Below are 21,601 nucleotides of genomic sequence, written 5' to 3' on the forward strand. Positions count from 1 at the left end.
ACAGACGCTGCGCACCGGGCAATCCAGCACCACCGTCTGCGTTGCTACACTCGACGCAGCGATTTCGATCCCGATAGCGATCCCGATTTGGATGGATTCAACCTCCGCCCTTTGCCAGCTGTCCACGGTCTTCCTCTCCTTCGCGCTCCGTCTTCAGTCATCTGTCTTCGGACTTCCCCCCTTCCCTTGACACCACGCCCCTTTTCCCTTTTTCTGCCGCCTGTCAGAGTGCAAGAAAAGGATTGGCGTGCCTATGCTGTATATTCTCGGATGTTTTCTTGGTGGCTTGGCCGTGGGATTCGCCATGCGTCGGCAGCAGCACCGGCTCAAACCCGTGGGCAGGCTCACGGATGCGGCTGTGTGCTTTCTGCTCTTTGTTCTCGGGGCCAAATTGGGGGCCAATGAGACAGTTATGGACAACCTCGGCCAATTGGGGTGGGAGGCGCTGTGGCTGACCCTGGGAGCGGTGCTTGGGAGCCTGCTCGCCGTGCGCCCACTGGAGCGGCTCCTCAAGGGCGAAGTGCCCGAGTCCGGTGGGAGGACCTGATGAAGGAAAGCGGCATTCTGGTGGGAGTGTTTATCGCCGGCGTGGTCCTGGGGCTGGCCGACCTGTTGCCACAATGGATCCTGCATCCCAAGATGGCCTTATATACCCTGTACGGCCTCCTGGTCCTCGTCGGACTGGGCATCGGCTGCGACACCGGGGCGTTGCGCGCTATCGTCAGGCTGAACATCAAGACAGCGCTCATGCCTGTGGCGGTAGCCGTGGGGTCCATTCTTGGAGCGGGGCTGGTTGCTCTGGTTCTGTTTGGGGTCAATTTCAGGGAAGGCATGGCTGTCGGCGCCGGGTTCGGCTACTACAGCCTCTCTTCGGTCCTTATTTCCCAGATCCACGGCGAGCAACTCGGCACAGTGGCCCTGCTCTCAAATATCATGCGTGAAGTCCTGACTATCCTTCTGGCGCCGTTTTTGGTCCGATGGTGGGGCTCGCTGGCTCCCATAGCTTCAGGCGGGGCCACGACGATGGACACGACCTTGCCTATTATTCACAAGGCGACCAGCAAACACTACGCCATGATCGCGGTCATCAACGGCATCGTGCTCAGTCTGCTGGTCCCGGTTCTGGTCCCGGCGTTATTGTGGGGATAGGAAGCCGTAAGGCAAGGGGCGGGACGAGGGGTGAATCCATCCAAATCGGGACCGGGATCGAAATCGATTTGGGTCCGCGAAGGCACACGAAGGTCGGCTTGAGAAGAGCTGAATTTGCCCGTCCAGGGAGAAGAACCTGGCTGGTCAAGGGGCGACTCGTTCATTGCCATTCACGATCGGAGATTCTGGTTCCGCAGGGAACCGGTAAGAGTTCTGTCCGCTGATTGCGCTGATCTGCGCTGATAGAGGCCACCACGCGTGAACTACGGCGCTGGCCTTTGCTCCCCTCCCCTTGGGAAAAGAAGAATTGCCCACGGAATGCACGGAATGACACGGAAAGGAAGGCAATGCCCGTAGGTCGGTTCCGGCGGAGCCGAAGCCGACAAACCCTTGCCCACTCTTTTTTCGTTTTCCTGTTATCGCCCTGCAGGCCCGTTGGCCAGATAATCACGCAAGTCCTGGAGTTCGGCGGTGACCTCCTCGAGCACGTTGGTGTAGCGGTCGGTGTCCTCGAGACGACGGCGGGCGCCGTCGATAGTCATGCCTTCTTCATAGAGCAAAAACTTGATCCGGCGCAAAAGCTGGAGATGGCGCTCGGTATACAGCCGCTGTCCGGTGGGCGTTCGAATGGGATCCAACTGCGGAAATTCGCTCTCCCAGAACCGGAGCACATAGGATTCCAGTTCGAGAAGTTTGGCAGCTTGCCCAATTTTATATCGTTTTTCGCCCCCTTTTTTCATGGCCCCTTCGTACGCCAAACCCGCCGCTCAGGCAACTCCCGCGGGAAGAGGGGGGGAGGCGCAGGGCAGAAGACTGAAGACGGCAATCAGAAAACAGAGGACGGCAGGCGGAGGACTGAAGGGGCTGGCGTTGGTGCTGCTTTTTCAAATTTTTCACCGCTGCAATTCGTTAATGCCCTGGTTGCTCCAGTTCTTTCTCCCTGAAAACCGAAAACCAGGAATCGATCCTGATACCGATCCCAATTTGGACCCGAACGCAATTCATTACGCCGCTTTTCGTCCTCCGCCCTCTGTCTTCAGTCCACCGTCTTCAGTCTTTCGTCCACTGTCCACCCTCTTCCGCCCACCGTCCTTATTTTCAATCAGATAATCCCGTACATACTCAGCACGCGCCAGCCGGTGTAGATCTGAAAAAGGGCCAGCAACACGAGCACCGCATTAGTGATCCCGTGGAGCAGGGGCAGCCAGGTCCGCCGTTTTTTGACCCGCTCCATGTGGCTGCCGGTGGCGTAGCCGGTGACCGCCAAAACGGCAATGACCATTGCCACGCGGGCATGCCAGCCGGTGATGAAGACACTCGACCACGTCAACCAGGCCATGCTCAATCCACCGAACAGGCCCGCGAGCATGAGCAGCAGGGTGAGGCGACCCAGCAGGACATGACGCCGACGGCGAAAGACAACGCCGCGGCGGTGGAGGTGCAGAGACTGGAACCGGTGCCAGCCAAGCCAGAGGACGAACAAGGCCAGCAGAATGACGCCGAACTGGAGCAGGGGATGGAAAAAAAGCATACGCGACCTCCAGGGACACAGAGTCAGCCGTCACACGGCAGCAAGAATCCATTTTCTCAATGAGAAAAGAGAGTGGAGCACGACACACAACGGTGGTCAAGCCGGAGTGCTTCCGGAGGGACTCTTGCTCCTGATGCGCTTTTCAGGCAATGAAAAGGGACAATGCCATAGAAAAGTGTATTTTCCCTCGCGAGAGCCTGGTTCAGACAGTTTTGTTCCGCGCCGTCCGCCGGTCCGTTTCCGATCAGGCCCAACCAACGATTCGACCACTGTTTGAAGTCCGTTTCCCGGGCAGCCCCCAGCCCGCTGTCTCTTGTTCAAGGAGTCTGTGTATGTCCGAAGAGTACGCTACAGACGACCGCATCCGGGAATTGGAAGCTGAGTTGGCCGCGGCCAAGAAACGCCTTGCCGCATTGGAAAAGCGGCAGGAATCCGACGCCCCGCCGGCCATGCTCCAGGACGTCCTGGACGGCATCGATATGGATATCCATATCACCGATAGTCACGAGGGCACCATTCTCATGGCCAATGCCCGGATGTACACGACCTATTCGGGGACCATCGTCGGCCGCCATTGCTGGGATGTCATTCGCAACGCGAATTCGCCTTGCCCGGGGTGCATGGTCGAGCAGTTGGATGACCCAAAGGTCCCGTCAGTGCGCTGGGAAGATTACAATCTCGCCGCCGGCGGCTGGTTCGAGCACATCGCCCGCCGCATCACTTGGCAGGACGGCCGTCCGGCGGTCCTGCACATTTCCCGGAACACAACTGAGGCCCACGAAACAGCTCGGGCCTATCGACGCAGTGAGCGCAAATACCGGCGGATGAACCGGCTCTTGCGGCTCATGGCCGACAACGTCCCGGACCTGATCTGGGCCAAGGATCTGGACGACCAATATTTGTTCGCCAACAAGGCCATTTGTAAGCAATTGCTGCGTTGCTCAGACCCTGAATTGCCCCTTGGCAAAACGGATCTGTATTTCGCTGAGCGCGAGCGTCGCTGGGGTCACGACCACACCTTTGGTGAGATCTGTATCGACTCGGACCAAGTGGTCAAGGCCAACCGCAAAAGCGGCCGCTTCCTGGAAGACGGGAAGGTCCGCGGCCGATACTTGGTGCTCGATGTTCATAAGGCGCCGTTTTTCGACGAAGATGGAGCCATGATCGGCACCGTGGGCGCGGCACGGGAGGTGACCGAGGAGATCCAGCGCCAGCAGGAACTCGACGACATTCAGAGCAAGTACCGTCTCATCCTCGAAAACTGCAACGACGGCATTGGCGTCAACGGTCCCGACGGCTTCTTTCGCTGGGTTAACCCCAGCCTGTGCCGTATTTGTGGGTTCTCTGAACAGGAACTGCTCAAGCACAGGACAACCACTTTCGTCGACCCGCGGGACCAAAACTGGGTCTGGGACTATTTCCGGCAACGACTCGATCCCGAGCAACCCGATCCGGAGCAGGTCTATCCCTTTCGTATCGTGCGCAAAGATGGGGTCGTCCGTTGGCTCCAGGCCTCGGTGGTCAAGATTGAGTGGAACGATCGGCCTGCCGCGTTGGTTTTTTATACCGACATCACAGGTCGGTATCCTCATCTGGACTGATCCAAGGCGACGATTTCCCGCATTGTCGGGCACTGGACGGGTCCTACCAGCCCGCGTATACTCATTTCCCTTACCGGATCGCCCTCACTGCAGGTGTGCCACGGCTACGGGCGCCGCCCCTCTTTGCGGTGCGCCTCTTTCGGCTTGATCCTGAACAGCCTTGCCGTGTGCGCCCGCCAATCCTCGACAGCAACGAGTAACATTTTCTATGGATTTTTCCGATACCTCCCGGGTTCATCTCCGTCACGGGGTGAAGACCGGTCTGGCCGCGACGTTGGCCTATCTGGCGACCCTCGTTCTCGGACTCAAGTTCGGTTACTGGGCCGTTCTCTCCACGGTCATCGTCATGCAGATGAATGTGGCCGACTCCATCCGCATGTGCCGTTACCGTTTTTTCGGCACCGCCCTTGGCGCCGTGCTCGGTATCGGTGCTATTCTCGTTTTTCCAGTCCAGCCCTTTTGGACCGCGATGGCGGTGTTCATCACCACCGGCTTCTGCGCTTACATGACCCGGTACGACGTGCGCTACCGTATGGCTGCAATTACGGTCTGCATCGTGGTCCTGGCCAGTATCGGGGAGCCGAACCGGGTTGTGTTCAGCCTGTATCGGGTCTTGGAAATCGGCATCGGGGTCTTCTGCGCTTTTGCGGTCACGGTGTTGGTCTGGCCGCGGCGGGCGGGACAGGATCTGCGCCGGCGGCTGAACGCCCAGTTCGAGGTCGCGGCGCGGGAGGTGCAGCTTTTGACGCACACGTTTGTCAGCGGAGGATCACTCCCTGGTACCAACCGGATTGAGGCCCTGGAGAGCGAAGCTGCTGAGTTGCGGGAACTGCTGGACAAGGTCATGCGTCACGAGCGGCGGCTGTACAATGAAGACACGGCCCGGCTGAACCGCAACGTGTCGACCCTGTCACGCTGCGCCGAGAATCTGCGATCCATGCATACGATTTTGCGGGCCGAGCCAGGAGCGCCGCCGGACATCATGCAGGATGAACTCCGCGAGCTTGCCGCTGCTGCCGGGGCAGTGGTCGAAGCGCGGCACAACGTGCCCCCGGAAGACCTGCGCCGTCTGGAGCGAGCCATCGCTGCCGCTGAGCAACAGATGCATCTCCTGCGCGGCCAAGGCGCCACCCGGACGTATTATCTCGAAGAGGTCCTGCGCTTTTTTTCCTTTTATTATGCTTTGATGCGATTCGGAAAAGACGGGCTGGATTGCAGACATTAAGATACTAGGAAGATTGAGGAATTGATGTATTGAGGCATTGGGGAATTCGAGGTGACTAAGGACGGATCTGTCCAAATCGGGATCGGGATCGATCTTTACCTTCAAGGATGCGTTATCGGCGATCTCGTAGGTCGGCTCCGGCGAAGCCGAAGCCGACACAAGCTGCTGCCTCAAGACATGATGAGCCAGGCCGGCCTGGCTCTTCATTCCGTAGTCGCCGCCGTCTTCCGTCCTCTGTCATCGGCCGCTTCGAATTCCTCAATGCCTCAATTCTTCAATCCCTCAATTTTCCTAAATACTTCGTGTGCCTTCGCGGACAGCACATTCTTCTGGATTCCGGCCTCCGCCGGAATGACGGAAGGCGGCTGGTGCCGTTTTTGGAAGGCCGTGGTTCTCGCCTTTTTCAATCCTCCAATTTCCCAATTCTTCAATATTCATCGCTTTCAAGCCATTAGATGCCGAATCGCTCCGATTTCAGCACCCAGGCCACCCCAACACCGACGACAAAGCCGACCGCCAGATTCGCCGCCAGTGTGATCCCCATGATGAGCACGGCCACAAACAGTTCTTTGCGGGTTTCGAGGTCCAGGATGGTCAGTGCAAGCTGGGCCCCGGCAAAAACGAGTAGCACTCCGAGGATTGCCAGCGGCAGCAGTTGCAAAAGAGCCACACTATGGGGGCCAAAGACCAGGGCCAGCCCCAGGAAGAGGGTGCCGATAATGAGATTCGAGCCGGCCGTGCGCGCGCCGAAGCGGTAGTGGGCCGCGAGGCCTCCGGCGCCGTGGCACATGGGCATGCCGCCAAGGATAAAGGCGGTCAGGTTGGCCAGCCCCATGCTGAAGCAGGCGTTTTTGTTCGTCACCCGCTGGGCCTGTTTTTCGAAATAGTGTTCGGCGAGATCGGTATACGCGAGGCAGGCGTTGCCCAGGGTCATGGGAAGTTGGGGCAGGACCAGGGCCAGCAGGGCGAAGGACAGATCCGCGCCACCGGGCAGACCAAAGGGCAACAGGGAAGGAAGATAAAGCCCGGGATCCACGTCTCCGAGCCCGCTGCCGGCCCCGAAGAGCAGCCCGCAACCGGTACCCAGAACAAGAACGGCCAGACCTCCGGGCCAGCGACGGTTATTGATGAGGAACAGGGTCACTAGGCCGCCCAGGACGCCAAACACTACCCCGATGGGCAGTGGACCGAAGTGCTGGAGCGCAAGTGCGGGTTCGGCGGCCTGTTGCACGTTCTGGAACTGCGTGGTGCCGAGCATGAAGCGGATGCCGCTGGACAGCAGCAAGGTGCCGGTGGAGAGTTGGATGCCGCGGATGACAGACTTAGGGGTGATACGGCGGATGAGATCGATGATCCCGGTCCAGCCGACGAGGAGGAGAATAATGCCGAGCAAGAGCGCTGAGGCCGCGATCTGCTCCGGCGTCAGCGCTGTGGCGATGGCGTAGGCCCCGATAACCTTCATCGGCTGGACCGGCACGGTAACGCCATAGAACAGCCCGGCCAGGATGTAGAAAAGACCGATGCAAAAAAACACACCCAGGGCAGGCAGGCCGTTGATCAGGATCATGGCCATGGCAATGGGCAACAGGGTGCCCAGGTCACCCAGGGAACCGGCGACTTCCATGCGGTTGAATCGCAGCGGCAATGACATACGCGACGCCTCACAATGATTACGAAGGGATGGAGTGCCTTTGGCATAGGCAAAACCAGCGGCGAGCGCAATAGGGCTAGGAAAATTGAGGAATTGAAGAATTGGGGCAGTGGGGAATTCGAGGAGGCGGAGGACGCGAAGAGGACGACTGTGGGCAGGTGACTGAGGACGGCTCCGTCCACATCGAAATCGGGATCGGTATCGAAATCGATGTTTGTGCGGGGCGTTGGAGAGGTTTGAGTCCAGTACCCAGTACCGAAGATGTAACCACAGAGGACACAGAGAGCACAGAGGGGGACCGGCCGGCCAGCGATCCCGTAGGTCGGCTCCGGCGAAGCAGAAGCCGACACAAGCTGAGTTCGCCGATTGGCAATGGGGGAGAGAAATGACGGGCCTAATGGCACCGATGCCAGGGGCCTCTTGTTCTTGATCAGCGAAGATCAGTACAATCAGCGGTGAAAATTGCTTTGCCTTTTCCCGGATTCTTTGTCTCAGCGGCACAAATGAAGATTGGTGACGCAGATCACGCAGAGAGGCGCGGATCAGGAGAAATAAGCGCTACGTGCCGTTTGCCATGAATCTCTGAAGATCGTGCATCGCTTCCTTCCCCTTGGGAAAACAGGAATTGCCCACGGAATGTACGGATGGACACGGAATGAAGAAGCCAGGCGCCGGCGCCTGTGGGTCCGAAGAGGAAGAGGTATCTCACGCCCGCTCCCGGTGGTCGCTCAAGGCGCGAAGCCGCGAAGGAAGACAAGGCGGAGGTGTGGATGCCGTCCCAGCGGCAGAAGACCCGCTGGCCCGGCGGCTGCCCCCTCACTGCCCGTTCGGGCACCGACGCTGCAGCTATTTCCAGGGTTTTGTTCTTTGCTATTTCGAGGATCGGTGGCCTTGGGCCTTGGTTTGCCAGGTTCCTTGCGGAACCAGGAACTCCGATCGTGAATGGGTAATGAACGAGGGCCCCTTTACCGCGGCAACGGTCCGCCGCGGTGAATGGCTTTCGTCCCGCCTGTCGAGCGACCGAAGGGAGCGGGCGGCTAAAAAACTCTTGCAAGATCTATTGGCCGCCCGTTCGCTACCGCTCTCTCGACGTAAAAGGCGGACGGATTTTTGAGCCCCGCGGACCGTTGCGGGGCCCAAGAGCCGTTTGGCCACAAACCTGCGGCTGCCTTTGGCAACAGGCAGTCGAAAGTAGCGATAACTGGGATTCCAGGCTCCCTCCCCCTTGCCAAGGGGGAGGGTCGGGGAGGGGGTGCTGGGTCCGATCGTTGCCGTCCGACGACTGTGCCGCAGCCTTCGCAAGGGGAGGGGAGCAAAGACCAGTGCTGGCGGTCAGATCTGGTGCCCTGGATCAGTGCACAGTGGTATTTGCGCCAAAGTTCTGACCGGTTCCCCACGGAACCAGGAACTCCAATCGTGAACCAAGGGTAAACGAGGGCCCCTTGTCCGGCCAGGTGCTTCTTCCTGGGCGGGCAAAGGCATCTGTCTTACTTCGCGCACCCAATTCTTTCCTCTTCTTCGGGCCTTCGCGACTTGAGGGCGTCCGCGCCCGGGCGTGAGGCATTTCTTGCTCTTCGGACCGCCAGGCGCCGGCCTGGCTCTTCATTCCGTAGTCGCCGCCGTCTTCCGTCCTCTGTCATCGGCCGCTTCGAATTCCTCAATGCCTTCCATGAGAAGGCATGTCAACGTCCGACGTGGCGGACCACCGTATTGCCCTATAGTCCCAAGCAAGTCGCACTTCCATACGCACTCTTCGAGGATCGTTGCCATTTGATCCGGTGTCTCAGTACTATTCGCTTGGTGGAAGCTGCCACCTCAATTGCGGCCTTGTGTGGTTTTGCCGGCAAGCAAAGAGGCCTAGGAATTTGTCGCAGTCTTCCGAATGAGACTTTATTTGGTGCTAGCGGTGGTTGACCACGAGGCCGTTGCTGGGCCCCCTGGAAAATTTATTTCTACGTGGTGAAGCGTTATGCAGCTTCGACGGTGGAATCCTTGTGGCAATAAAATGGGTGATACTCCTCCCCCGTCACCCACAGTCGGTGGAGCAAAACCGCCAGTTTGCGCGCCACAGCTACCACAGCCCGTTTCTTGGCGATCGTGCCCCCTCTCGCGGCAATGCGCTGCCCGAATCGTCGCAGCTCACTATCAGCCCCAAATGGGCCCAGGACGTAGTGAGCGACATTGACCAGCAAGGTGCGCAACTGGGAGTTACCGCATTTCGTGATGCGTAGCTGCTTGTCGGTATCCCCGGATTGGTCCCTTTTGGGAACCAAGCCTAGAAATGGCCCTACATCTCGGCTCTTGGTGAAACGGTCCTTATCTTCGAGCGTCAAAACGAACGCCAAGGCTGTGATCGGCCCAACGCCGGGGACTTGTCGCAACACTTCTGTCTCAGGGTAGTGGGTGCGGCTGAGGTGTGTCACTTCGTGCTCGTATTTTTTTATCCCTTCAGTGAAATTGGCAATTTGTTCTATCAACGGCAGCAGGGCTGCTTTGAGTTCACTGGGGATATGCTCCGGTGCTTTTTTGTGGAAGCTGGCGGCGCTGCATTTCGGCAGGCGTTCCCCGGCGCATTTTACGGTCCCTCGAACGTGGTTGATAAGAGAGGTCCTGCTTTTTACCAGCGCATCACGGGCTTGCAGGATGGCCAGCCTGGCTTGTGCATCTGCGCTTCGGTGCTCAATGGGGCGCAAGAGTTTGGGATCCATCTTGGCCACCCGGGCCAACATCTCAGCGTCGCGAAAGTCTGTTTTGATCGGCTCCTGCCAAATGCAGCGGAGTTTGCGAGGGTTGCCGACGACAACTGCGCAACCAAGCTCTTTGAGCAGGCGGCTGATCCAGGCAGAGTGTGTCCCCGCCTCAATGGCAACAAAGGCTCCTGAGTAGGCAGCAAACCGTTTACGCATCGCAGTCTTGGTATTGGTCACCTTAAAGGTGGTGGCAATGTCCCCGTTCCAGTCCAACACGCATACGACGTTCTGCTTGTCACCGAGATCGACACCGATGGTATGATTTGCTAAATGGCACTTCATGGCTGGGCCTCCTGGTTTGCAGCATATGACTGCGTTGTTTTGGTGAGCATAGCTCTAAGCTATAGCTCGTCAGGTGGTCCAGCCTTCTCATCCTACCTCAATTCTTCAATCCCTCGATTTTCCTAAATACTTCGTGTGCCTTCGCGGACAGCACATTCTTCTGGATTCCGGCCTCCGCCGGAATGACGGAAGACGGCTTTGCGCCTTGAGCGAGTCTGCGAGCGGGGCGGTTCAATTCTTTTGTAAAAGCTATGAGCAGCCCGTTTGCTGGTCGCAATAGACCACGTCGTGCTCAATGCGGTTGCGGCCGTTGGCCTTGGCTGCGTAGAGGGCGTTGTCCGCGGATTTGAGCAAGCCATCAAGGTCCTCGTGTTCCGGCCGGAGTTCGCTCAGACCAAAGCTCACGGTGAAGCCGATGGTCCCGCCGTTGCGGGAGACCTCGCTTGCAGCACACAAGGTGCGCAGGCGTTCGCAGATGTGATCGGCCTGGCTGAGGTCGGTGTCCGGGAAGCAGATGGCGAATTCCTCGCCGCCGTATCGCGCGGCGATATCGTAGGGCCGGACGTCCTCGCGCAGAATGCGGCCGAGATGCTGCAGGACATGGTCGCCAACGTCGTGGCCGTATTTGTCGTTCACGTCTTTGAAATGGTCGATATCCAGCATGGCCAGGGTCAGCCTCTCGTGCGTGCGGCGGGCCCGGCTGAATTCCTTGTGCATCAGGGTGATGAAATGGCGCCGGTTGAACAGGCCGGTCAACTCGTCGGTCCGCGAAAGCCGTTTAAGATGTTCCTGGTACTGTTGTTGGTGGGTGATATCGTTGACCATTGCCATGACGTGGCGGTCCGGAACATAGACGTAGGAGGCCTCGATATATTTCTCTTCGCCAGTGGATACGAGGGTGTAGGACATCTGGCGGCGCAGGTTGGATCGAGACTCGAAGCAGCGGTGGATGTCTTCGATGACCTGGGGGTTCTGGTCGCGGTAGACCTCGGACAACCAGCGTCCCTTCAGGTGCTTGGCTTTGCCCTGAGTCATTTCCACGGCCGCGGTGTTGAAACTCGAGAGCATGAAGTCGTCGTTGCGGCGCTCCCAGGTAAAGATCGGCAACGGGATGCCGCGGTACAGAGCTTCGACGTGCTGTTTGCTCTTGAGGACATGTTCTTCCTGGACCTTGCGCTCGGTAATGTCTTCTGCCGTGCCGACGAAGAGTTTTTTGTGATCGCTTTCAAAGCGGTAGGTCCGGGCGTGGATCCAGCGCACTCCTTTTTCGGGGTGGACGATACGGTATTCCTCGTTGAAGTCGATACGCTCGTTGCGCACAGCCTGAAAGGCCCGCTGCACCCTGGCCAAATCCCGCTCGTCGATCATGCGCATGAAGGCGCGACTGTCGGAATACATATCCTCGGGCGTGATGCCGAAGACTGAGCTGATCGACGGGCTGACATAAATGACCCGGTCCTGGTTCAGGTCGCGTAGCCAAAAGACTTCGTTGATGTTTTCGACCAGAAAGCGCAGGACCTCCTCCTGCTCTTTGGGCGCGGAAATGTCGCGCAGGACCGCGGCGACGTAGGCCGGAGCGGTGGCGTCGGGAAGGGGAAAGTAGCTGACTGCCAGATGCGAAGTGTGCCCAGCGTCCGACGTGACGGGGGATTCGTACTGGACCTGGGCCCCCTGCAAGACCTCTTCAAGCTTTTCCCGGACCAGGAGCTGATAGAAATCCTCGCCCACAATCTCCCGGACGTGCTTGCCGATGATAGTCGCCGGGTCTGTTCTCCGAAGTCGGCAGTAGGCGGCATTGGCGAAGATATAGATGTGTTCGGTGTTGACGATGGCGATGGCGTCTTCGATCTGCTCCAGAAAGACGGGCAGGAGCTCGGAGTGGACGTCGATCAGCTGTGTCATGGGAAAATTCCCGGTTGGGGTGGTTGGGTGAAGGCTGAGTAGAGCTTAGGAAAATTCAGCGGAGGCGGCAAGCGGGGAGGGCGGGCGATGAACAGATGACGGTGGACGGTGGATTGAAGACGGCAGGACGAAAAAAGGGCAACAACGGTCAACATCCAAATCGGTATCGGGGTCGAAATCGCCTGGGGGGGGGCAGGGGGGAATTGTCGGCGATCATGGAGGTCGGCTACGGGGGAGCCGAAGCCGACAGGAGTTGTGTCCGCCGATGGCCGCTGATGGCTGAAGCAGGGAGCAGGACGCTCTCTATCGCTGTCTTCCGTCTTCAGTTCACCGTCTTCACTCTTCGGACCGCCAGGCTCTCTACCCTCCCAGAGCTAGAGGGCTTCCATCTTAACTGGGCCCAAATTTTGTCTAGACAATGGGGGAAACTGTAAACCGATAGCGATTTGGAGGGCCTGTGCTTGGCCCCTTCTACTCGTCCCCCGTCTTCTGCCACCGTCCACTGTTTCCGGCCTTTCTTCTTTCTCACCAGCACGAGGCGTCGACTTCTCGAAACGCCGCCCGGATAAGGTCTTTCCAGGTGACGATTCCGGCAACGCGCCCGGATTCAGTGACTACCGGCAGGCAGGAAATGCGCTTTTCGATTAACAATTCAAAGGCGTCTTTGACCGAGGTCTCGGCCGTGACAGTGACCGGATTGCGAGACATGATCTGGTGGGCGCGTTTGTTCAATATGGCCAGGTCCCGGTTCTGTTCGCAGGGCGTGTCGTAAAACGGACTCAGGTTCTTCAGCAGGTCCCGATCGGAGATGACCCCCTGAAGCATACCGCCATCAACGACCAGCAGATGGTGGAACTCATGTTCTTCGAACAGGGATTTCACGTAGCGGACAAAGTCGTCCATCTGCACTGTGCAGACGCCTTTGGTCATGATATCGATAATGCGCATTGTGGTCCTCCGCGCTTGGGCACTGTTTGTAGGAATGTATCGGATCAACCGCCACTGGTGTTTATTTCCGAAGGGCGTGGCAAGGGAATACCTCCTCCCCCCTTCCGGCTTTTTGGCAGCAAAGGCATGGGCTGGGCAAGAATTTTCGGTTGTTCGAATCTGCAAGGTGTCCTGTTTGACGCCTGGGATCAAGCGCTTTGGCTCGGTATGCCCACACGAAGCGATGCCCGATACGAAAACTGATTAGGAATTCAGTACTTTTGCTTCGCAGGCAAAATCGTGTCTAAAAGCTCGCACAATTTTTTTTGAAAAACGGCCGGTCCGAAAACGGCGTTTTGCAAGAACAGGTGCTTCCCAAAAGGTGGGACGCATCAGGTGGCAACCTTGAAAAGACCGGGGGATGGAATGAAAAATTGGGGATTGGTGTGTTTCGTGGCCATAGTACAGCTCATGATCGGGGTGGGTTCGCTTTGCGCCCAGACGGCTGAGGCTCAAGACAAGCCTGTCGTTGGGGTCATTCTCCCCTTTTCCTCGGCGTTTGAGGATATTGCTGTTGAGCAGCAGCGGGCGGTGGAATTGGCCCTGGCCGAGAGCGGCTCGGCGTTCGAGATCGTCTTCAAGGACGGCGGGGCTGACGTGGACACAGCGGTGCAGGCCTTTCAGGATCTGGTGCGTTCGCAAGAGAACCTGGCGGCGGTTGTCAGCTGCTCGAGCTGGGCTTCAAGCGCGATCCATCCGTTGGCCGCTGAAAAGGACATCTTTCATGTCGCCATCGGCAGCGCGGCCTTGAAGCGAACCGAACCGGGGCACACCATCCGCTTGACTGTGGGTGTCCAGCAGGAACAGGAACAATTGGCCGCCTATTTGACGGACTTTGAACGGATCGCGGTCCTGGCGATGGACAACAATCTTGGCTCCAGCTGGATCCGTATGCTTGAGGACCGTTTTCCAAAGCAGGTTGTGGCCGCGCAGGAGTACAATCCGCAGCAGATGGATATTGCGGCCCAACTCGCGACCATCAAGGCCCGGGACTCTGAGGCCCTGGTGCTTATCAGTGCCGGGGAAGCGGCCACCATCGCCAAACAGGCGCGGCAGGCCGGCATCAAGGCCCAGCTAGTCGGCACACGCCCCATCCAGCGCGCGGAGGTGTTGGCGGCCTCAGCCTTCACGAACGGTCTCGTCTATACCTACCCTTCATACAATCAGGACCATCCCTTTATGAGCGCGTTTACGGATCGCTATGGTCTTGAGCCCGGATTTTTTGGGGTCGAGGCCTATGATCTGTGTACCACCCTGAGCCGGGCCCTGGAGCAGGGACGGCAGACGCCAAAAGCGCTTTTCGAGTGGTATGCCGGAAACACGTTCACCGGCGCCCTGGGAAAAGTGACGTTTGCCAATGATGGGGACGCTTCGTATCCGTATATTTTCAAAAAAGTGACAGAATCCGGCTTCCGGGTAGCCGAGTTCCAGTTCCCCATGCTCTTGACGCAAACGGCCCAGGAACTCAACGCGATTTTCAAGGATATGGACCGAAGTGTGGCCGCCGCTGCCGAACAGCTTTCCACGACAGGCCTGCGGGGAGACCGGGCCTCGGCCATTCTGGAAACACTCTTCAACGAGAATCAGTATGCCTATAATTGCGTAACAGTGGATGCCACGGGCACTATCGTCAATGTGGCGCCCAAGCAATACAGTTCGGTGATCGGCGAGGATATCAGCGGTCAGGAACAGATCATCCGGCTGCACGAGACGCACCAGCCGGTGCTCAGTCAGGCCATCAAAATGGTCGAAGGCTTTGTGGGGATTGACCTGGAACACCCGGTCTTCGATCAGGACGGCGGGTTTATCGGATCGGTCAGCGTGCTCACCCAGCCAGATTTTTTCGGGAGCATCATTTCCCGCAAAGTCCATAATTTTCCGGTGGAGATCTTTGTCCTGCAACGCGATGGGACGACTATCTATGATGTCAATGCCGAGGAGATCGGCAAGAACGCTTTTGCTGACCCAATCTACGATGCGTTCCCATCGCTCAAGCGGATAGCCCGGAAGATGGTCTCTCAGGCCGAGGGCGAGGGGACGTACCGCTTTCAGGACCGACATATGGAACACGCCGTAGCGAAACAGCTCCTCTGGACGAGTATTGGCCTGCACGGAACCAACTACCGCTTGGCACTGACCTATGGGGCTGGGGAGATTGAGGATTGAAGGATTGAGGTATTGAGAAATTCGAAGAGGAAGAGGTATCTCACCTCCGCTCTCGGTGGTCGCTCAAGGCGCGAAGCCGCCTTCCGTCATTCCGGCGGAGGCCGGAATCCAGAAGAATGTGTTGTCCACGAAGTCATGCGAAGGAGCACGAAGGAAGGCATAAGAAAGGGTACAAATTGTCCGTCCAGGGAGAAGAACCTGGCCGAACAAGTGGCCCTCGTTCATTGCCCATTCACGATTGGAGGTTCAGGTTCCGGAGGGAACCTGTAAGAACGCTGCCCGCGGATTGCCGCTCATAAGTGAAGCAGGGATCAGGACGTTCTTCAGCTGTCTTCTTTCCTTGGATCGCCAGGCTTTGTGCTCTGTTTTATGTTGCTATTTTTGTTCCCTGCCCCGTCGCAAACGCAAAAAGGGGTTAAGTCGTTTGACTTAACCCCTTGAAATCTTCTGGTGGAGCTGAGGGGGCTCGAACCCCTGGCCTCCTGAATGCCATTCAGGCGCTCTCCCAGCTGAGCTACAGCCCCGCCGTTGAAGTTCCATTTTTTAGGCAAACTTGGTGCTCCTGTCAATACTTTTTTTCCGCTTCCGGCAGGTTCAAGGACCAGCCCGCGGCAAGGGCGGTACACTCGGGACTGTCTGGAAATCCGCTGAGCCAGTCCCGGGTCTGCTTTTCAATGGCTTCAATAGAGTCGTCGTTCCGGTCGGGATGGTGGTGGGTTAGCCCCACCTGTTGCACTCGGGTCTCCAGACCGAGTCTGGCGGCCTCAAGTGGAGAGGAATGGCCCCAGCCGCGGGCGCCATCAAGCTCTGCGTCGAGGAAGTGGGCGTCGTGGATGAGCAGATCGGCGCTGCTACAGGCCGTGTGCAGGGCGAGGCGCTGTTCCGCAGTCATGGCGGCGAGTTCATTATCTGGGACCACAACGACCCGACGGCCTTGAGCCGAGGTGCAGCACAAACCGGCCGCCTTCCCGGGATGGGCCAGGGGGATGGCTGTGACCGTTAAGCCGGCCAACCGGTCTTCTGGGCCTGGAGCGGGGCAGATTTGGAGACGGGCTGCAACGTTGGCCCAAGTTACTGGAGAAAGTGGAGGATGCAGAAGGGCGTGTAACGCGTTTGACACCTCCTTCGGCGATACAAAAGGGGCAGAGACCCGAATCTCGAAACGCCTGTCGAACAAGGGAGCAAAGAAGGGAAAGCCGCAAACATGGTCCTGGTGCAGATGACTGAGGATCAGATGGATACGGCGGGGGCCGTTTTTCTGCAGCTGTCGGCCAAGGGGATAGATTCCTGTGCCTGCGTCGACGATGAGCAGTTCGTCGTGCCCTGGATGGGATTGCAGAGCGAAGCAGGTGGTTTGTCCCCCGTACCGCACCGTGTCTGGCGCGGACACAGGAAAGGAGCCCCTTGCGCCCCAGCATGTGATTCGCATGGTTTTCTCGTTGTAAGGAAATGGTTGGACGATTTTCAGTCGCTAGACAAGACTGGAACAGGCCAGTACTCTGCGTTTCGAATAGAAGCAGGGTTGTGGCGCCTGTTTGCAGCTCATTGTCCAGGACCTTGCCAGGCTGTCGAAAATCTCCCACTGGCAGATAGCTGTAATACGTTCAATCTGTTACCTGCGGATAAGTGTTCTGCGACCTTGAATTTTCTTGTGCCGTTCCTTGGGGTTTTCGAGAGGTTTGCGTTATACAGATTTTTCAGCAGTCAGTTCGTGTTGTGGCGCCCAAAGCGTAGCCGCAATGTATATAAGAGACAAGCGCTGTTGGTTTCCAGATAGAAAGGAGAGTGTATGCGCTGGAAGCAATTTTTGACCCCGATTCATAGTGTTGACGCGGAAACGGCCCGCAGCTCTCTGCAGGCACCTGGCGTCGACGCGGAGATCATCGACGTCAGGCAGCCCAAGGAGTACGACCAGGGCCATATCCCCGGCGCCAAGCTGATTCCATTGCCCCAGTTGCAGGACCGACTGCAGGAGATCGACGCGGACAAGCCGGTTTATGTCTATTGCGCCGTGGGCGGACGCAGTCGCGTGGCCGCCCAGATGCTCTCTTCACAGGGCTTTGCCGAGGTCATGAACATGAAAGGGGGCTTTAAGGCCTGGAACGGCCATCAGGCAATCGGTGCTGAAGAGCTGGGTTTGGAATTGTTTGACGGACTGGAGAGTTTTGCCGAACTGCTCAAGACGGCCTACGGCATGGAGGCGGGGCTTCGGGAATTTTACACTTCCATCGCCTCGCGGGTCGACGATGGCGACGTGCGCGAGCTGTTCGAAACCCTAGCCCGCATTGAGGAAAAGCATACCCGAAGGGTCTTTCAGGCCTACCTCCAGAAAGTCGACGACCAGGTGGATGAATCCACGTTTTCCGAGCAGATTGTGCCCCAGGCCCTGGAGGGCGGCCAGACCTCGCAAGACTATATCGACCGTTTTGCCCCGGATTGGAACAAGCCGGAGGAAGTCATGGAACTGGCTATGGGGATCGAGGCCCAGGCCATGGATCTGTACACCCGGGCCGCGCAGCGTGAGAGCGGAGATGCTAGAGAGTTTTTGGAGCAGATGGCCCTGGAGGAGAAAGGCCATCTGCAGCAGTTGGGCCAGATGCTGGACCGTATGCTGGGGGCGTGAAGAGAGAGGGCACTTCAGAGAACGGTGGACAGAAGGCAGATGATGGAACGCGGATTCATCGCTATCGAAATCGGGATCGGTATCGAAATCGATTTATGTCCACGAAGGCACGCGAATTTACGCGAAGTGTTTAGGAAAATTGAGAAATTGAAGAATTGAGGCATTGAGGAATTCGAAGCGGCCGATGACAGTGGACGGTGGACAGAGCGGCGGCGACTACGGAAGTCACGGAATGAAGAGCCAGGCCGGCGTCTGGCGGTCCGAAGAGCAAGAGATGCCTCACGCCCGGGCGGGGACGCCCTCAAGTCGCAAAGGCGCGAAGGGCTAGGAAGATTTGTGAATTGAGGTAGGATGAGAAGGCTGGACCACCTGACGAGCTATAGCTTAGAGCTATGCTCACCAAAACAACGCAGTCATATGCTGCAAACCAGGAGGCCCAGCCATGAAGTGCCATTTAGCAAATCATACCATCGGTGTCGATCTCGGTGACAAGCAGAACGTCGTATGCGTGTTGGACTGGAACGGGGACATTGCCACCACCTTTAAGGTGACCAATACCAAGACTGCGATGCGTAAACGGTTTGCTGCCTACTCAGGAGCCTTTGTTGCCATTGAGGCGGGGACACACTCTGCCTGGATCAGCCGCCTGCTCAAAGAGCTTGGTTGCGCAGTTGTCGTCGGCAACCCTCGCAAACTCCGCTGCATTTGGCAGGAGCCGATCAAAACAGACTTTCGCGACGCTGAGATGTTGGCCCGGGTGGCCAAGATGGATCCCAAACTCTTGCGCCCCATTGAGCACCGAAGCGCAGATGCACAAGCCAGGCTGGCCATCCTGCAAGCCCGTGATGCGCTGGTAAAAAGCAGGACCTCTCTTATCAACCACGTTCGAGGGACCGTAAAATGCGCCGGGGAACGCCTGCCGAAATGCAGCGCCGCCAGCTTCCACAAAAAAGCACCGGAGCATATCCCCAGTGAACTCAAAGCAGCCCTGCTGCCGTTGATAGAACAAATTGCCAATTTCACTGAAGGGATAAAAAAATACGAGCACGAAGTGACACACCTCAGCCGCACCCACTACCCTGAGACAGAAGTGTTGCGACAAGTCCCCGGCGTTGGGCCGATCACAGCCTTGGCGTTCGTTTTGACGCTCGAAGATAAGGACCGTTTCACCAAGAGCCGAGATGTAGGGCCATTTCTAGGCTTGGTTCCCAAAAGGGACCAATCCGGGGATACCGACAAGCAGCTACGCATCACGAAATGCGGTAACTCCCAGTTGCGCACCTTGCTGGTCAATGTCGCTCACTACGTCCTGGGCCCATTTGGGGCTGATAGTGAGCTGCGACGATTCGGGCAGCGCATTGCCGCGAGAGGGGGCACGATCGCCAAGAAACGGGCTGTGGTAGCTGTGGCGCGCAAACTGGCGGTTTTGCTCCACCGACTGTGGGTGACGGGGGAGGAGTATCACCCATTTTATTGCCACAAGGATTCCACCGTCGAAGCTGCATAACGCTTCACCACGTAGAAATAAATTTTCCAGGGGGCCCAGCAACGGCCTCGTGGTCAACCACCGCTAGCACCAAATAAAGTCTCATTCGGAAGACTGCGACAAATTCCTAGGCCTCTTTGCTTGCCGGCAAAACCACACAAGGCCGCAATTGAGGTGGCAGCTTCCACCAAGCGAATAGTACTGAGACACCGGATCAAATGGCAACGATCCTCGAAGAGTGCGTATGGAAGTGCGACTTGCTTGGGACTATAGGGCAATACGGTGGTCCGCCACGTCGGACGTTGACATGCCTTCTCATGGAAGGATTGAGGTATTGGGGAATTGGGGAATTGGGGAATTGGGGAATTCGAACAGGCAAAGGCCAAGGCGTTTGTCCGCGAAGTCACGCCAAGCTGCGCGAAGTGAGGCCGATGCCTTTTGCCCGTCCAGGGAGAGGAACTTGGCCGGGCAAGGGGCCCTGGTTCACGATCGGAGCTTCTGGTTCCTAGCGGAGCCGGTAAGAGTTTTTGACCGTTGATTTGCGCTGATTGAGGCCTCCATGCTCGAACTACGGCACTGGCCTTTGCTCCCCGCCCTTGCGAAGGAGAGGGGCAGGGGTGGGGTCCCAGTCGCGGGCACACCAGCTTGAGGACAGCGATCAAACCCAGACCTGTGAGATGTCTGTTCCAGAAGAACAGAACTGACCACGAAATGACACGGAAATAAGGGCCGGGGAGTGTTGAGGTGCGGTCGTTATTGGTTATCAGTTCCTCGGGTTCAGCATTGATACTCGATTTCCAATACCTGATTTTCGATACCTGAATACCTGACACAGCTACCCGGGCAGCAGATTTGCGGTATTGAAACCGGGATTGCAAAAGGAGGCAGTATGGCGCGGTTGGTCCTTTTAGGTGGCGGGCACGCTCATATGACAGTCATGGCCAGCCTGAACGAGTTTCTGGACCGTGGACACGAAGTACGTGTCGTTGGGCCGGAGCCGTATCACTATTATTCCGGTATGGGGCCGGGGATGCTCGGCGGCCATTATACGCCAGAGGAGATCCGTTTCGATATCCGGCGCATGGTTGAGAGCAAGGGAGCGAGCTTTGTCGAGGACAAGGCCGAGCGGATCGATGCGGCCTCCCGCGTGGTCCATCTGGCTTCAGGGCAACACCTGGAATACGATGTTCTGTCCTGTAATACCGGCAGCGTCGTTGATCAGCGCTTGGCGGCCCCGGACGCGACGAATGTGTATACTGTCAAACCGATCGCCAATCTCCTAGCGGCGCAAAAGCGGATCAAAGATTTGGCCTCTTCCAAGAGTGAACTCCGCATCGGTGTTGTCGGTGGTGGCCCGGCAGCGTTGGAGGTCGCCGGCAATGCCCTGAGTTGGGCGCACCGGGTCAACGCCTCCTCGCCGAAGGTGACCGTATTCGGAGGCAAGGAATTTTTGCGCCGCCATCCGGGCAAGGTTCGCCAGTTTGCCATCATGTCCCTGGAACAACGCGGAATCGAGTTGGTTCAGGGCAGTTATGTGGACAAAGTGACCGGCTCGCGTATTGTTCTGGAGGACGGTTCCAGCGCTGATGTCGATCTCGTTTTTTTGGCTCAGGGTGTGCGGCCTTCTCCCTTGTTCCGGGCCTCGGACGTAGCCGTGGGGCCAAACGGAGGGCTGGCCGTCAACGAATATCTCCAATCCACCGAAGAGCCATCCATTTTCGGGGGCGGCGACTGCATCCATTTCGAGCCGGAGCCGCTGGACAAGGTCGGTGTCTATGCTGTGCGGGAAAATCCGATTTTGAAGGCCAATCTCATGGCCCAACTTGAGGGCAAGGAACTAACCCCCTTTGATCCTGGGGACGGGTATCTGCTCATTTTCAACCTTGGCGACGGCACCGGCATCTTCTGGCGCAAGAAGACCATCTTTCACGGTCGCCCGGCTTTCTGGCTCAAAGATTTCATCGACAGGCGGTTCATGAAGCGGTTCCAAAAGGCGTGAGCCTGGAGGACGATAGACGAGAGTGGACAGAGGGCTGAAGACGGTGGCGACTACGGAAGTCATGACATGTCACGGAATGAAGAGCCAGGCAGGCGCCTGGCGGTCCGAAGAGGAAGAGATGCCTCACGTCCGCTCCCGGTGGTCGCTCAAGACGCAAAGCCGTCTTCCGTCATTCCGGCGGAAGCCGGAATCCAGAAGAATGTATTGTCCATTAGAGTAGAGCATAAAAGGCCCGGGGCCAAAAGCCCC

Annotated in this window: 15 protein-coding genes and 1 tRNA gene; 8 read left to right on the forward strand and 8 right to left on the reverse strand. The window is 57.7% G+C overall.

Going from position 1 to position 21,601, the window contains the following annotated elements:
• The first annotated feature begins 253 nt into the window (after window positions 1–253).
• Together DRET_RS00245 and DRET_RS00250 are read left to right on the forward strand one after the other, a co-directional pair.
• Window positions 254–547: a LysO family transporter gene (locus tag DRET_RS00245; RefSeq protein ID WP_015750511.1), complete on the forward strand. Its 294-nt coding sequence runs from the start codon at window positions 254–256 to the stop codon at window positions 545–547.
• Window positions 547–1,149: a LysO family transporter gene (locus DRET_RS00250; protein ID WP_015750512.1), complete on the forward strand. Its 603-nt coding sequence runs from the start codon at window positions 547–549 to the stop codon at window positions 1,147–1,149. Before DRET_RS00245 ends, DRET_RS00250 begins: the two co-directional genes overlap by 1 nt.
• A gap of 416 nt (window positions 1,150–1,565) precedes the next feature.
• Here DRET_RS00250 and DRET_RS00255 read toward each other — a convergent pair whose 3' ends face one another.
• On the reverse strand, window positions 1,566–1,907 hold the full coding sequence (locus DRET_RS00255) for a MerR family transcriptional regulator (protein WP_015750513.1): 342 nt from the start codon (window positions 1,905–1,907) through the stop codon (window positions 1,566–1,568).
• A 344-nt stretch (window positions 1,908–2,251) separates the two neighbouring features.
• Window positions 2,252–2,680: a DUF4079 family protein gene (locus DRET_RS00260; RefSeq protein WP_015750514.1), complete on the reverse strand. Its 429-nt coding sequence runs from the start codon at window positions 2,678–2,680 to the stop codon at window positions 2,252–2,254.
• A 332-nt stretch (window positions 2,681–3,012) separates the two neighbouring features.
• Here DRET_RS00260 and DRET_RS00265 point away from each other — a divergent pair, with 332 nt between their 5' ends.
• Complete coding sequence (locus DRET_RS00265; RefSeq protein WP_015750515.1) at window positions 3,013–4,281, forward strand: PAS domain-containing protein; 1,269 nt, start codon at window positions 3,013–3,015, stop codon at window positions 4,279–4,281.
• 208 nt (window positions 4,282–4,489) lie between these two features.
• Entirely contained in the window at window positions 4,490–5,506 is a 1,017-nt protein-coding gene (locus DRET_RS00270) for an FUSC family protein (RefSeq protein WP_015750516.1), read from the forward strand.
• Window positions 5,507–5,957: 451 nt separating this feature from the next.
• Here the strand turns inward: DRET_RS00270 and DRET_RS00275 are convergent, their stop codons facing one another.
• The 4 genes from DRET_RS00275 to DRET_RS00300 form a co-directional block, all read right to left on the reverse strand.
• The gene (locus tag DRET_RS00275) at window positions 5,958–7,157 is read right to left on the reverse strand and encodes a putative sulfate/molybdate transporter (RefSeq protein ID WP_015750517.1); all 1,200 of its coding nucleotides are present in this window, start codon (window positions 7,155–7,157) and stop codon (window positions 5,958–5,960) included.
• Between the two features lie 1,967 nt (window positions 7,158–9,124).
• The gene (locus DRET_RS00285) at window positions 9,125–10,189 is read right to left on the reverse strand and encodes an IS110 family RNA-guided transposase (protein WP_015750518.1); all 1,065 of its coding nucleotides are present in this window, start codon (window positions 10,187–10,189) and stop codon (window positions 9,125–9,127) included.
• A gap of 249 nt (window positions 10,190–10,438) precedes the next feature.
• Complete coding sequence (locus tag DRET_RS12765) at window positions 10,439–12,091, reverse strand: GGDEF domain-containing protein (RefSeq protein WP_015750519.1); 1,653 nt, start codon at window positions 12,089–12,091, stop codon at window positions 10,439–10,441.
• 525 nt (window positions 12,092–12,616) lie between these two features.
• Window positions 12,617–13,039, reverse strand: a complete 423-nt coding sequence (locus DRET_RS00300; RefSeq protein ID WP_015750520.1) for a CBS domain-containing protein — start codon at window positions 13,037–13,039, stop codon at window positions 12,617–12,619.
• A gap of 432 nt (window positions 13,040–13,471) precedes the next feature.
• Between DRET_RS00300 and DRET_RS00305 the strand changes: the two genes are divergently transcribed.
• Window positions 13,472–15,244: an ABC transporter substrate-binding protein gene (locus DRET_RS00305; protein WP_167317775.1), complete on the forward strand. Its 1,773-nt coding sequence runs from the start codon at window positions 13,472–13,474 to the stop codon at window positions 15,242–15,244.
• A 448-nt stretch (window positions 15,245–15,692) separates the two neighbouring features.
• On the opposite strand, the gene DRET_RS00310 is transcribed toward DRET_RS00305, so the two are convergent.
• A tRNA-Ala gene (locus tag DRET_RS00310) sits at window positions 15,693–15,768 on the reverse strand.
• Window positions 15,769–15,809: 41 nt separating this feature from the next.
• Window positions 15,810–16,634, reverse strand: a complete 825-nt coding sequence (locus tag DRET_RS00315) for an MBL fold metallo-hydrolase (protein WP_041281790.1) — start codon at window positions 16,632–16,634, stop codon at window positions 15,810–15,812.
• Window positions 16,635–17,033: 399 nt separating this feature from the next.
• On the opposite strand from DRET_RS00315, the gene DRET_RS00320 reads away from it, so the two are divergent.
• The 3 genes from DRET_RS00320 to DRET_RS00335 all read left to right on the forward strand — a co-directional run bounded on the left by DRET_RS00320 (window position 17,034) and on the right by DRET_RS00335 (window position 21,352).
• Window positions 17,034–17,867, forward strand: coding sequence for a rhodanese-like domain-containing protein (locus DRET_RS00320; protein ID WP_015750523.1), 834 nt, complete (start codon window positions 17,034–17,036; stop codon window positions 17,865–17,867).
• A gap of 442 nt (window positions 17,868–18,309) precedes the next feature.
• Complete coding sequence (locus tag DRET_RS00325; protein ID WP_015750518.1) at window positions 18,310–19,374, forward strand: IS110 family RNA-guided transposase; 1,065 nt, start codon at window positions 18,310–18,312, stop codon at window positions 19,372–19,374.
• An 868-nt stretch (window positions 19,375–20,242) separates the two neighbouring features.
• Window positions 20,243–21,352 (forward strand): NAD(P)/FAD-dependent oxidoreductase, encoded by a 1,110-nt coding sequence (locus tag DRET_RS00335; protein ID WP_015750526.1) that lies wholly within the window; start codon window positions 20,243–20,245, stop codon window positions 21,350–21,352.
• Window positions 21,353–21,601 lie beyond the last annotated feature (249 nt).

This window comes from Desulfohalobium retbaense DSM 5692 (assembly GCF_000024325.1).
Taxonomy (GTDB): domain Bacteria; phylum Desulfobacterota; class Desulfovibrionia; order Desulfovibrionales; family Desulfohalobiaceae; genus Desulfohalobium; species Desulfohalobium retbaense.